This window comes from Paralcaligenes ureilyticus, assembly GCF_004346225.1.
GTDB lineage: Bacteria > Pseudomonadota > Gammaproteobacteria > Burkholderiales > Burkholderiaceae_B > Paralcaligenes > Paralcaligenes ureilyticus.
The window spans coordinates 22,607-35,210 of sequence record NZ_SMAJ01000001.1; the positions used below are offsets into that span (position 1 = coordinate 22,607).

A 12,604-nucleotide genomic window follows, 5' to 3' on the forward strand; every position below is an offset into this window, starting at 1 on the left:
TGAAAGACCCCGTAACTCGTCCTGTGGACAATGCCAGACTCTCACCCCCCCGATGCCGAACCTCGACCGGCGAAAAACCCATCCAAATCACTATTCGCCAAGCTGGCCACGCTCATACGTCCTGAGCCTGAAGACCGGGAAGATATCAAAGCCGTCCTGGAAGCCGCTCACGACCGGCATGTGCTCGACGGCGAGTCCTATGCGATGATTTCAGGAGCGCTCGAAGTCGCCAACCAGACCGTGGCCGACATTATGGTGCCGCGCTCGAAAATGGATATGCTCGATATCGCCAAGCCGCTGTCCGAGCTTTTGCCGGAAATCATCGACACCGGCCATTCACGCTTCCCGATCTACGAGACCGAGCGCGACAATATCGTGGGCATCTTGCTGGCCAAGGATCTGTTGCTATCGATCACCAAGCCGTCGATCGACGTCAGGCCGCTGGTGCGCCCGGCCGTATTCATCCCCGAAACCAAACGGCTGAATGTGCTGTTGCACGACTTTCGCAGCAGCCGTAATCATCTGGCTATCGTGGTCGATGAGCACGGCGGTACATCCGGCCTGGTCACCATGGAGGACGTGCTCGAGCAAATCGTGGGCGAAATCGAAGACGAATTCGATGAGGACGCGGAAAAAACCATATTCCAGACGGGCACAAACAGTTGGCGCGTGATGGGCATTACCGAGGTTGAAGCGTTCAACCACACCTTCAACACCGACTTGCCGCACGACGATTACGACACGCTGGGAGGCTGGCTCGCCACCGAACTGGGGCGTATTCCCCGGCGCGGCGACAGTATCGTCTCTCAAGGCATGAACATAACGGTCGTGGGCGCCGATGCCAAGCGGGCCTTGTGGCTGCATGTCCAGCACAGCGGCACAGAAATGGCCCCCTCCGGCGAATAGGCTCTTGAAACACGCTCACTCTCCCTGGCTATACAGCGCAGGCCTGCTGGCTTTGGGTGCCATCCACGCGCTGGCGTTCGCGCCGGGACCCCTGCCGTCCTGGACGCTGCCTTTCGTCGATATTTTCACCCTGGCGGTTCTGGCCAAGGTGGTCTTTCAAAGTTCAAGCGTTCTGCGAGCGGCGGGCGCCGGCCTTTTGCTTGGCCTCGCCAATTTTTCGGTGGGGGTGTACTGGCTGTATATCAGCATGCATTCGTTCGGCGGGCTGGCGGCGCCGCTGGCCGCCGGCGCCGTGCTTATCCTGGCGTTTGTGCTGGCGCTATTCATCACGCTGGCCAGCGCCTTGGCCCGCTGGCTATCGGCACGGCACCTGGGTCTGCCCGCCAATTATCGCTGGCACCTTCTGATTGCCGCCGTCTGGGCCTCATGCTGGACTGCGACCGAGTGGCTGCGCGGCACCCTGTTCACCGGGTTTCCCTGGTTGAATATCGGCTACGCGCACGTCGAAGGCGTGCTGGCGGGCTGGGCGCCGGTCGTAGGCGTTTATGGATTGGCATGGCTGTCGGCCTTCGCCGCCGGCGCCGTTGCTCTACTGGCGGGCGCCAAAGACAACCAGAACGACGCCGCGGCGGCCATTACAGTAGGGGCCGCTATCGTGACGGGACTGGTCGGCATTTTGCTGGGCCACATTGGCTGGTCGCAGCCTCATGGCGAGCCCATGGTCATCCGCCTGGTGCAGGGCAATGTGCCGCAGACGGAAAAATTCGATCCGTCACGGATGTTGCAAGGCATCGAAAGCTATATGCGTCTGGCGGCACTGGCGCCCAAGGAACCCGATGGCGCTCCCAGCCTGATTGTGCTGCCCGAGACGGTCATGCCGGTGTTCCAGGACCGCATCGCCCCCCAGATCTGGGAGCAATGGCTGCATATCGCCAAAGAGCGCAATGCCACGATTCTGATGGGCATACCGTTGCATCGGAACCTGAACGGTCAGGATCAGTACACCAACAGCGCTATTGGTTTTAACGCCTCCACGTCGCTGTCTCAGCTGGGCGCTGCAACGCTGCCCATGGCTTACGACAAACATCATCTGGTGCCCTTCGGCGAATTCATCCCCTGGGGTTTCCGCTGGTTTGTCCACGCCATGCAAATTCCGTTGGGCGATTTCAACCGTGGAGCGCCGCGCCAGCGCCTGTTCCAAATAAACGGGCAGGCATTCAGCCCTGATATTTGCTATGAAGACGTGTTCGGCGAAGAGATCATCCGGTCTGTGCGGGACAGCGAGGTTTACGGGCCGGGCGCCAATATTCTGGTCAATGTGAGCAATCTGGCGTGGTTCGGAAACTCCTGGGCCTTGCGCCAACATTTGCAGATTTCGCGCATGCGCGCACTGGAGACGGCCCGCCCGATGATACGCGCGACCAACACGGGCATGACGGCGGCGATTGCCCCCGACGGCAGGGTGCGCGCCGCGCTGGATCCGTTGCACAAGGGGGTGCTCGACGTCGAGGTCCAGGGCGCCACGGGCCTGACTCCTTATGTGCGCTGGGGAAACTGGCCTGTTCTTGCCTGGACAGGGCTGTTCTTGCTGTGGGGATGGGCCCTGCGCAAGCGGGTCCCTGGTGGGCAACAGGGTGACGACACTCCGTAACGTCATCCTGCATCTCCGCCAACAATCATAACGCCACCCCTGTAGCGCCACCCCTTGTGGGTGGCATTCTTTTTTATATCATCCCATCTTGCCTACAAAACCTTCTAGCCCCGCATCGTGTGGTGGACTTGACGCAATCATCGCTTGTAGTGGCAGCCCTTGTGGCTGCCATGGCGTTTTTTTATAATTGCCGCCTTGGTTTTCAACGATTCTGGCAGCCACAAGGGCTGCCGCTACAAGCGGTGGATACGTTCTCGTAGCGGCACCCCTAGTGGGTGCCACCTCTACGCCAATTCCGCCACTGCCAAAAATTAGGAGTATCTGAACGGCCATTATTTGTTTAACATAGGCGCTGTTTCAGATCGTAACTCCGGACGCCGACACGTATGCAGGTCTCCTTCGCCACTGCCCTACGCAAACACACGTTATTTGCCGACTGCACACAAATTGAATTGGCTCGTCTGCTGGCAGGCACGGTTCAATGCGAATTTGCCGCCGGCGCAGAGATTTTTCAGGCGGGGGCTTCGGCAACTTATTACTATTACATTATGTCGGGCGAAGTCGCGCTTAATGCGGAAGACGATACCTGGCACCGATGCGCCGATGAAACTTTTGGCTCGGAAGCCTTTGCGGACAATGCCCGCTACCTGCGCACGGCGCGGGCCGCCACGCCGCTGGTTGCGCTGCGGATCACACGAACGGCGCTGCTGACGCTGGCCGCACACCACCCCACCATGCAGTCAACGGCGCTGGTCGATCTGGCCGCGCATATGGGTAAAGTGACGGTGCATGAACGTCCGCGCATCAAGATCGAGCGCACGGCTCAATTGCCCATGAAGCAGCGCATCGGTTGGGTTGCCACGCTGTTGCTGCCGCCGGTGACGTATCTGACCTCTACGCATAACGGGCTGCCGCAACACAGCGCCATCTATCTGGCTCTGCTCACGATGACGGCCGTCATGTGGCTGTTTGCCGTCGTTGATGAATTCGTCCCGCCGCTGATCGCCCTGGTGGCCATGCTGTTCATCAATCTGGTGCCGCCCCAGATCGCCTTGGCGGGGTTTTACTCGCCGGCCTTCCTGTTGCTGATGGGTGTGTATGCCATATCGGCCGTGCTGCTCAGTTCAGGCCTGGTCTACCGATTCATGCTGTGGCTGCTGCTCAAGGCCCCCGACCGGCCGTTCTGGCATCGCACTGCCCTGACTTTCTTCGGCATGCTGCTATCGATCATGGTGCCTTCGGACAGCGCCCGCCTGGCCCTGATGCTGCCGCTCTATCGTGAAATGGACAACAATATTGAAGCGCCGGCGCAAAGCCGCGAAGCCACCGCGCTGATGATCGCGACTTTTATGGGCGCCACGCTGTTTGCCCCTTTGCTGCTCACCAGCAAGTCGGCCCATCTGGCCGCCTACACCATGCTGCCCACTCAGGTGCAATTGCAATTCCAGGGCTCGCACTGGCTGGTCGCCGCGGCCGTCGTGGCCATCGGCCTGCTGGCCTGTCACATGCTCGCCATGCGTTTTTTATATTCGTCGGGCGGGGAAACGCAAGCCCTGCCACGCGACCGGATTGCCGTGCAACTGAAGCTGCTGGGGCCGATGGACAGCGGCGAATGGGTGGCCTTGTGCGCATTCCTGATATTTCTGCTGGGCGCCGCCTTCCCTCAACTGCACCTGTCGCTCACCGCCTGGCTGGCGGGCTTTATCCTGATCAGCCTGCTGGCGCTGGGCCTGTTCGACCGCAAGGCTTTCCTGCAAAATATTGATTGGCCCATGCTCTTTTTCATTTTGAGCCTCGACGGCCTGACTCGGGTCATCCAGTATTTGGGCCTGGGCTCTTTGCTGGTCGACGCCATAGGCAACAAGCTCGACTGGATCCACGGCCACCTGGGCTGGTTCATTTTGCTGACGCTGGCGATAACGGTCGTCACACGACTCGTCCTGCCTCTGACCGCAGGCATGCTGCTGGCCATGACCATGCTCTTGCCTATAGGCATCGAACAAGGCATACACCCATGGGTCGTCATGTTCCTGGTGTCGCTATTCAGCGATATCTGGTTTTTTCCGCACCAGATGTCCACCTATACCCAGGCAAAAAACAATGGCCTGCAAGCGCGCTGCAGCGAATCGATATTCATGCGCTACATATGGTGGCTGAACCCCTTGCGTGTGCTGCTGGCGTTTGCCTCGATCCCTTACTGGAACTGGCTGGGCCTGAATTAAGGCGCCGCCGATATCCCAATGAAACGCTATTGACGCCTTCCGATGAAATCACGACTGAAAATGCTGTTTGCGGGGCTGCTGATCATCTTGCTCTTCGCGGCAATGGACACCTTCAACCACGAAAAGCCGCGCATACTGATATTGCACAGCTATACCGAAACGGGCAAGTGGGAACAGGCCGTCAACGAGGGCATCAACCGCGAACTGGCCAAGAATCGAACACCTATTTCGATTCTCTGGCACTACATGGCGTTTACCGACCAGGCCGGCAAGACGGACTGGGACGATGCCTCAAAGCAGGCCCGGCACGTCATCAAGACCTTCCGGCCCGACATTCTGGTGCCGATAGGCGAAGAAGCCCAGGAATACGTAGGCCGCCACTACGTGAACGACCCCCACATGCGCATCATCTACGCGACGAGCGAACATCCCTCCCACTTCAGGTACCCTGAGGCCGACAATGTCACCGGCATCAGAGAAATATTGCCGCTGGCCCAGATTACCGAAGTGCTGCACTACCTGCGCCAGCCGACGCTACGGATTCGGGTACTAGGCATGGACGACGCAACGGGTCAGTCCGAGCGCGAGCAAGTGAAAGATTTTTTATGGGCGCCCAACCACTTGGTCGATGTGCAACTGGTGTCTAATTTCGATGCATGGAAAGCCGCCGTACACGCGGCGAATCAAGATGCCGATGTGCTTATCGTATTAAGCTACAACGGCCTGCCTCTCTCGGCCACCGATACCCATCCGGTCGACAACAAACTGCTCGCGACCTGGACCGAGCATGAGTCCAAACCGCTGGTCATCGGGGTACGTGTGCCCTTTGCTGCGGGCGGCGGCGCACTGGCGGTGGTTCCTTCGGCCGAAGGCATAGGCGCCCAGATCGGCAAGCGCATTCTTACGCTGCTTGCGCTTCCGCCGGGCGGCGCCTTGCCGCGCGGCAACGACAGCCAGGATTTCCTGATTGCGCTGCGCCCGGAACGTCTGGCCGAACGCAAATTCTCTTTGCCCGCTATCTATATACAGGCCGCAAGAGCGTCGCATACGCTATTTGAATAGCCACGCGCCTCACGAAAACCACCGCAGAAACGCCGCTGCCGTCAAGGCGGTGCCGCCCAGCCCAGTCAGCACCTGCCATATCCGCCGGCGGACCGCATCCGGCCAATGAGCGGCGCGCAACAGATACAGCACAGCCAGAAAACAGCCGAGGCTTGCACAGACAACTTTAATCGCCAATGCCGTCGTGGCGATCCCGCTGATTTCCGGGAACCGGCCATAGTAGTAAAAACTAATTGCGCCCAGCCCTGCGCCGCTAACGATTTGGACCGCCCACGCCAGCGCCACCAGCCACGCCAGGCGGCGTTCCAGCACGGGTTGCCGTGGCGTCAGCCAAAGAGCCGCCGCCGCACCGCCCACCACGCAAGCCGCGCCAAAATTATGGGCCACTTGATCGAGGGCATAGGCAAGGTTTTGGGGATCCATACCCTATTCCACGGTAACTTTGACGCATTGTTCGACCCCGATGGGAACGTGCGCCTTGTTCACCACCTTGATGCAGATGTTGCGGGTTCCGGAAGCGAGGGTTTCAAGCGTATAGCTTCCCGCGAGCTGGCGCAATATTCCCACCTCTTTGCCATCCACATAGACATGGACATGGTCGCCATGGGGCCCGCGGCCCGCCTCATAAACCAGTTTGGTTTGCTCCATGGCGTCCAGTTTGGCGCCTTGGACCGGGGATATGATCTTGACATACGCTTTCTCCGAAGCCGCCGACGCAACGATCGGGGTGAACAGAATGGCAGCAAGAACACAGACAGATGAAGAACGTATAGGAAAACGCATGGTTTGGCTCCTTTTCTGATTCGGGACGAAACACGGTATATCGATGCTCTTTTCAAGAATACCTCATCGGGCCCAAACCGAACCGGGTACCTCGGCGCGAGCCTCTCAAAACTGTTTGCGGCGGGGCGACGGCGAAGTGCTAAGGGATGGTTGTAGCGATAGGGCATTTTCGGTTGACGTGTTTACGGAACTGAACGCGTTTCGTGTCGCTCTTTTTTTAGCCGTTTTGGGTGGGGGTCATTCTATTAAGACGCCACAGGGCGAGGGGTGGGTACCGTCCGGTCCGTCCAGCGGCTGCGCTGATGGAGTGCATAGAGGAATGTGTAGGGGCAGCGGCCAACGTGACAGGCTGCGGGCCAGTGAGTTCCGGCCCTGCCCCTGCCCCCATAGACGGCGTCTTCAAATACCCAAACATCCCGCGCCGCATACCGTTCGACCAAAAACGCTCTAGCTCGACGAAAATGCCGCGTAATTCAGAGCTTCTTGACAAATATATTTATATATACAAAAATATATTTAACCAATAAACGGGTTTCAACCTGAAAAACACCAATATCAGAGACAACAATGAGACACCTGACTCATGCACGCCCGACCTCCCTGTCGGCCCCAAGAAGCCCAAATCGCAGTGCCTCATGTCTGAAAAATTGAATACTCTCGCATGGTTGACTTGTAATGCCAATTCCTAAAAGCGATACGCAGTTCCATGCTGCGTATAAGGACATCAAGCAAAGAATCCTGGAGGGATTTTTTTCCTCCACCGATCGCCTGCGGGAAGTCGATGTTGCGACCCTTGTCGGCATGGGGCGCACGCCGGTGCGAGAAGCCCTGAAGCGCCTTGAAGACGAAAGACTGTTGACACACGAGCCGCGGCGCGGGCTGGTTGTCACCCAGATCGACCAGCAAGGCGTCACCGAGTTATACGCGATGCGAGAAGTCCTGGAAGGGACGGCGGCAGAGTTCGCCGCGCGTCACGCCACCGACGCCGAGATCGAAAACATGGAATTCATATTGGTGGAAAGCGGCGCGCCCGGCTCCGATCCCGTGACCTTGAATCTGGCGTTTCACCAGGCAATTTACGGCGCCGCCCACAACCAATACCTGCTGCGTTCGCTGCGCGCCTTGACGGACACCACATATCTACTCGGGCGAAGCACCTTACACACCACAGACAGGGCGAAGAGGGCATTGAGCGAACACAGGAAAATTGTCACCGCTATAAAAAACAGAGACGCCGAACAAGCCGGACGTGCGGCGAAACATCATATAAGACAAGCGTTCCTTGAGCGCTTGAAAATGCTTAGAGACAGCCCGACAGGTTGAAATCAAGCGTGCCGGGCCTGGACCGGCTTATGCACTGTTCAGAATTGAAAGACACAAAAAAGAGACTGCAATGAAATTGACAAACGAATTTGCCGTGCACGCAGGACGGCGCAATTTTTTACGGATAGGTGGCGCCGGACTGATCGTAGCGGCAACGGATATACGAACGGCTCATGCCCAAACGGACTATCCATCTCACTCCATGAGCGTTATTGTGCCTTACGCGGCCGGCGGCCAGGGCGATGTATTCGCTCGTATCCTTTCGGGCCCACTGGGCGCACAACTGAAGCAAACCGTCATTGTGGAAAATCGTCCGGGCGCATCTGGAATGCTCGGTACCCGAGCGGTGATTCGGGACAAGGGCGACGGCTACACGCTGCTAATGGGGCAAACCGGCGAGATAGCCATCAATCCCACAGCGAATAAAAATGCCGGCTACGATACATTGAAGGATTTGGCGCCCATCGTATTGGTGGGCGACGCTCCCCTGGTACTCATTGCGCCCAAAAACTCTCCCTACCATTCGATTGATGAACTTATCGCCCTGGCTCGCAGCAAGCCCGAGGCTGTTTCTTATGCGTCGTCCGGTACGGCCACACCGGGCCATCTTGCAGCGGCAGCGCTGGCTCTGGGCACACACTCGAAAATGATCCATGTTCCTTACAAGGGCGCTGGACAGGCCATGAGCGATGTGATCGGAGGCCAGGTGAACTGTTTCTTTTCCAGTGCGTCAGCCGCGATGGGCCACATCAAATCGGGGTCGGTCAAGGTGCTCGCCGTCGCTTCCTTGAAACGCCTCGGTTCCCTTCCCAATGTACCGACGGTTGCCGAAACCGTGTTACCCGGCTTCCATTACAGCCTGTGGGGCGGCTTTTTTGCGCCCAAGCACACGGCAGCGACCATCGTCAATCGATTGAATCAGGACATAAACAACATCTTGGCACGCCCGAATATCCGGCAGCAATTCGACGCCAACGACAGTACGGTGGCCGCCAACACACCCGCACAGTTCACAGAATTCGTGCAGGCCGAAATTGCCAAGTACAAGGCCCTTGTTGCCTCTCTCGGCATTGCCATCGGTTGAACCTTCATAACTTGCGCGAAACCTTCTCATGAAAATTGTAGTTCTCCCCGGCGATGGCATTGGGCCTGAAACAATGGCAGCGACCACGCAAATCCTGCGCACCATCTCCGATCTCTTTGGTCTGGGGCTCGACCTGGTTCACGACATGGCTGGCCACGACAGCCTTAAATTGCACGGCGCAACCGTCACGGAGGCTCTGCTCGAAAAAGTAAAGTCAGCGGACGGTCTGCTACTTGGCCCAATGGCTACATATGACTTCAAGGACGAGTCCAAAGGAGAAATCAATCCATCGAAATATTTCCGGAAAGAACTGGATTTATATGCCAATATCCGGCCGGCCAGAACCTACAAAGGTATGAAAGCCCGGCTGGGCGAGTTTGATCTGGTTGTCGTCCGTGAGAACACGGAGGGGTTCTACGCCGACCGCAATATCGAATCCGGCAGCAGCGAAATGTTGATCACCCCAGACGTGGTCGTGTCTCTGCGCCGCATTACAAGAAAGTGCTGCGAGCGCATTGCCCGATCCGCCTTTAATCTTGCAATGAGCCGAAACAGGCACGTCAGCATTGTGCACAAGGCCAATGTGCTCAAGATCGGCGACGGCATGTTCATCGATATTTGCCGCGACGTGGCCCGCGAGTTCCCGGAGGTAAAGGTCGACGACTTTATCGTCGATGCCATGATGGCCCATGTAGTTCGCGCTCCGCAACGTTTCGATGTCATCGTGACGACCAATATGTTCGGTGACATCCTGTCGGACTTGACCGCGGAATTGTCCGGCAGCCTGGGTTTGGGAGGGTCCTTGAATGCCGGCGACCGTTATGCCATGGGCCAGGCGGCCCATGGATCCGCTCCGGATATTGCCGGAAAAGACATTGCCAACCCATTCTCTGTCATCCTTTCGGCGGCCATGTTGCTGAACTGGCATGGACAAAAGAACAACAAAGCGGAGTTCCTGAGCGCCGGCAAAGCCATTTTCGACGGGGTGGCCCACGCGATTGAAGCAGGCGAAGCGACCAAAGACGTAGGCGGCAAGCTTGGCACAAAGGAAACCGGCGCGGCACTCGCCAGACGCTTGTCGAATTTATAAAAGGATAGGCGCATGAAGCTGCCGGCACAAGCCTGTGATTGCCATGTCCATTTGATTGGACCGATCGCCCAGTACCCCATGAACGAGGATAGGCATTACACGCCGGGGCCTGCCGGCCTGGACGCCTTGATAGGCCATATGCACCGGCTCTCGCTGGATCGCGTGGTATTGATTCAGCCCAGCGTCTATGCCACAGATAATCGATGCCTGCTGGGCGGCTTGCGGCGCCTACAAGGTAAAGCACGCGGGGTGGCGGTGCTGGCCGATGACATAAGCGACACAGATCTCGTCACGCTGTCAGAGTCGGGGGTCAGGGGGCTGCGGATCAACCTGGAGAGCGCCGACACACAAGACCCAGACGCAGTTCGCAACAGCCTCAAAAAATGGTCAAAGCGTTTGTCGCCGCTGAGTTGGCATATCCAGATATATGCATCCCTCAATGTGATTGATGCCTCTCTTGGGTACATGAACGACTTGGCCGTGCCCGTTGTGCTGGACCATTTTGCGATGGCTTCCATGACGCGCCCAATGGCTGACCCGAAGATCCAGCATTTGCTGCAGGCAGTACGCAACGGCAATGTGTACGTAAAACTATCGGCCTCCTACCGCGTTGCCGCGATGATCGAGAATCGCGCGCCCGCAGAGTTGGCTAGGGCCCTGCTGGACGCCAATCCGCAACGAATACTATGGGGCAGCGACTGGCCCCATACCAATCGCGAGCCCGGCAAAGCGGCCGGAGAGGTGAGCGCATACCGGCCGGTGAGCCCCGAGAGCCTGCGACAAGAATTATTTGCGTTCTTGCCCACGCCCGAATTACTCCATCAAGTGCTGGTCGAAAACCCCGCCAGGCTTTATGGCTTTTGAACCGGCATGTAGTGCCCAAACGCCTTGATATCTCTGGATATCCCGCGTACCCTGCAAGCTGCTGATTTGATTGCAATCGGAAGCTTCTGTGCCGTATCCCCAGCCCTCCCCTACGGCGCCGCCCTGGCTTAAAGCGGCGCCGCTCCTGTTTCTACTGTTATGGTCATCGGGCTTCGTATTCCTGAAGCTCGGGCTTCACTATGCCGATCCCCTTACCTTCCTTGCCCTGCGCTACGCTTGCGTTGTCGGTCTTTTGCTGATTCCATTTCTGTGGATCAGGCCCGCGCTTCCGGCAAACCGCCAGGCCTGGCTGCACCTGGCGATGGTGGGATTGCTGCTGCAAGCGGGCTATTTTTCCCTTACCTATCTAAGCCTGAAGAGCGGCATGTCAACAGGAGCCGTGGCGCTCATCACCTCCCAGCAACCCATCCTGATAGGCCTGCTCGCCCCCGCCATCGCACACGAGCGCGTCGATCGGATCCGTTGGGCGGGACTGGCTCTAGGGGTGGCGGGCGCGGGGCTAGTCATCGGCGCAACCTCGTCGCTCGATGCAACATCGCCGCTTGGCGTCCTTTTCGCCGTTCTGGCATTATTGGCCATAACCGGCGGCACACTATGGGAAAAGCGCTACGGCACGCCCACACATCCCGTGACCGCCAACCTGGTTCAATACACCGTCGGGCTGCTGGCCGTCGCGCCGCTGGCCTACATGCTCGAACCCATGCATGTGCAATGGGCGCCCGGCCTGCTTTGGTCCCTGGCCTATCTGGTCGTTGCCAATTCGATTATTGCGATCTCTCTGCTGTTGGCCATGATTCGCCACGGCGAAGCATCGCGAGTCTCGGCGCTATTCTTCCTGGTGCCTCCCGTCACGGCCGTCATCGCCTTTGTCCTGTTAAGCGAAACCATACCGTTGCTGGCCTGGCCGGGGATGCTATTAACCGCCGCCGGTATCTATCTGGTAATGCGCAAGCCGCGCCAAGAAGCGTGCAGCCAAACCGTGGGAGGGCTCTAATGTGAGGCAGGCCAACTTGCACGCAGCCCGGATTTCATGCATAATCTCGCTTCTTCGCTAGGCACACGGGTTTGGGGGTATAGCTCAGCTGGGAGAGCGCTTGCATGGCATGCAAGAGGTCAGCGGTTCGATCCCGCTTACCTCCACCACACTACCGAAGAAAACGCGTTCGATATGCTAGAATGCAGCGCTGTTTTCGTCCTGTCCCCATCGTCTAGAGGCCTAGGACATCACCCTTTCACGGTGAGTACAGGGGTTCGAATCCCCTTGGGGACGCCAAGTTTTTGCTCATGAAAGCCTGGCACGATTTGTATGTACCGCTGCGGAGCGGTAGTTCAGTTGGTTAGAATACCGGCCTGTCACGCCGGGGGTCGCGGGTTCGAGTCCCGTCCGCTCCGCCAAAGAATTCAGTAAAATCAAGCATCTACATTATGTAGGTGCTTTTTTTTCGTCTCGGCTTATATTCCAAACTCGGGATTTTTATTCCAAAGTTCCGCTTTTCTGGCTTCCTGTTTAGCTGGAAAGCCGCGCCAAGCCTAGCTTTCCGACAGAGGCCCTCCTGAACGAATACCGACACAGAATGCCGGTATTCATGCCCTTCTTC

The 12,604-nt window shown here is 57.9% G+C and carries 11 protein-coding genes and 3 tRNA genes; 12 read left to right on the forward strand and 2 right to left on the reverse strand.

The window, feature by feature from the left end:
• Positions 1-30 precede the first annotated feature (30 nt).
• The 4 genes from EDC26_RS00110 (at position 31) to EDC26_RS00125 (ending at position 5,841) form a co-directional block, all read left to right on the forward strand.
• Positions 31-906, forward strand: coding sequence for an HlyC/CorC family transporter (locus tag EDC26_RS00110; RefSeq protein WP_132579248.1), 876 nt, complete (start codon positions 31-33; stop codon positions 904-906).
• A gap of 4 nt (positions 907-910) precedes the next feature.
• A complete protein-coding gene (lnt, locus tag EDC26_RS00115) occupies positions 911-2,557 on the forward strand; it encodes an apolipoprotein N-acyltransferase (RefSeq protein ID WP_243700727.1) in 1,647 nt (548 codons plus the stop codon).
• Positions 2,558-2,943: 386 nt separating this feature from the next.
• Positions 2,944-4,779, forward strand: coding sequence for an SLC13 family permease (locus EDC26_RS00120; RefSeq protein ID WP_132579250.1), 1,836 nt, complete (start codon positions 2,944-2,946; stop codon positions 4,777-4,779).
• 42 nt (positions 4,780-4,821) lie between these two features.
• The gene (locus tag EDC26_RS00125) at positions 4,822-5,841 is read left to right on the forward strand and encodes a hypothetical protein (RefSeq protein ID WP_132579251.1); all 1,020 of its coding nucleotides are present in this window, start codon (positions 4,822-4,824) and stop codon (positions 5,839-5,841) included.
• Between the two features lie 9 nt (positions 5,842-5,850).
• Here EDC26_RS00125 and EDC26_RS00130 read toward each other — a convergent pair whose 3' ends face one another.
• A complete protein-coding gene (locus tag EDC26_RS00130) occupies positions 5,851-6,264 on the reverse strand; it encodes a hypothetical protein (protein WP_132579252.1) in 414 nt (137 codons plus the stop codon).
• Positions 6,265-6,267: 3 nt separating this feature from the next.
• Positions 6,268-6,624: a hypothetical protein gene (locus EDC26_RS00135; RefSeq protein ID WP_132579253.1), complete on the reverse strand. Its 357-nt coding sequence runs from the start codon at positions 6,622-6,624 to the stop codon at positions 6,268-6,270.
• Positions 6,625-7,299: 675 nt separating this feature from the next.
• On the opposite strand from EDC26_RS00135, the gene EDC26_RS00140 reads away from it, so the two are divergent.
• The 8 genes from EDC26_RS00140 to EDC26_RS00175 all read left to right on the forward strand — a co-directional run bounded on the left by EDC26_RS00140 (position 7,300) and on the right by EDC26_RS00175 (position 12,401).
• Complete coding sequence (locus tag EDC26_RS00140; RefSeq protein WP_132579254.1) at positions 7,300-7,947, forward strand: GntR family transcriptional regulator; 648 nt, start codon at positions 7,300-7,302, stop codon at positions 7,945-7,947.
• A gap of 70 nt (positions 7,948-8,017) precedes the next feature.
• Positions 8,018-9,031: a Bug family tripartite tricarboxylate transporter substrate binding protein gene (locus EDC26_RS00145; RefSeq protein ID WP_132579255.1), complete on the forward strand. Its 1,014-nt coding sequence runs from the start codon at positions 8,018-8,020 to the stop codon at positions 9,029-9,031.
• A 28-nt stretch (positions 9,032-9,059) separates the two neighbouring features.
• Positions 9,060-10,121, forward strand: coding sequence for an isocitrate/isopropylmalate dehydrogenase family protein (locus tag EDC26_RS00150; protein ID WP_132579256.1), 1,062 nt, complete (start codon positions 9,060-9,062; stop codon positions 10,119-10,121).
• Between the two features lie 12 nt (positions 10,122-10,133).
• On the forward strand, positions 10,134-10,985 hold the full coding sequence (locus tag EDC26_RS00155; protein WP_243700728.1) for an amidohydrolase family protein: 852 nt from the start codon (positions 10,134-10,136) through the stop codon (positions 10,983-10,985).
• Between the two features lie 88 nt (positions 10,986-11,073).
• Entirely contained in the window at positions 11,074-12,000 is a 927-nt protein-coding gene (locus EDC26_RS00160; protein ID WP_132579257.1) for a DMT family transporter, read from the forward strand.
• Positions 12,001-12,073: 73 nt separating this feature from the next.
• Positions 12,074-12,149 (forward strand) — tRNA-Ala (locus EDC26_RS00165).
• Between the two features lie 54 nt (positions 12,150-12,203).
• Positions 12,204-12,279, forward strand: a tRNA-Glu gene (locus EDC26_RS00170).
• Positions 12,280-12,324: 45 nt separating this feature from the next.
• Positions 12,325-12,401 (forward strand) — tRNA-Asp (locus EDC26_RS00175).
• The last annotated feature ends 203 nt before the right edge of the window (positions 12,402-12,604 follow it).

Coding starts and splice junctions, on each gene's coding strand:
- EDC26_RS00110 (WP_132579248.1), top strand. CDS start 31: ATGCCAGACTCTCACCCCCCCGATGCCGAACCTCGACCGGCGAAAAAC.
- EDC26_RS00120 (WP_132579250.1), top strand. CDS start 2,944: ATGCAGGTCTCCTTCGCCACTGCCCTACGCAAACACACGTTATTTGCC.
- EDC26_RS00125 (WP_132579251.1), top strand. CDS start 4,822: ATGAAATCACGACTGAAAATGCTGTTTGCGGGGCTGCTGATCATCTTG.
- EDC26_RS00130 (WP_132579252.1), bottom strand. CDS start 6,264: ATGGATCCCCAAAACCTTGCCTATGCCCTCGATCAAGTGGCCCATAAT.
- EDC26_RS00135 (WP_132579253.1), bottom strand. CDS start 6,624: ATGCGTTTTCCTATACGTTCTTCATCTGTCTGTGTTCTTGCTGCCATT.
- EDC26_RS00140 (WP_132579254.1), top strand. CDS start 7,300: ATGCCAATTCCTAAAAGCGATACGCAGTTCCATGCTGCGTATAAGGAC.
- EDC26_RS00145 (WP_132579255.1), top strand. CDS start 8,018: ATGAAATTGACAAACGAATTTGCCGTGCACGCAGGACGGCGCAATTTT.
- EDC26_RS00150 (WP_132579256.1), top strand. CDS start 9,060: ATGAAAATTGTAGTTCTCCCCGGCGATGGCATTGGGCCTGAAACAATG.
- EDC26_RS00155 (WP_243700728.1), top strand. CDS start 10,134: ATGAAGCTGCCGGCACAAGCCTGTGATTGCCATGTCCATTTGATTGGA.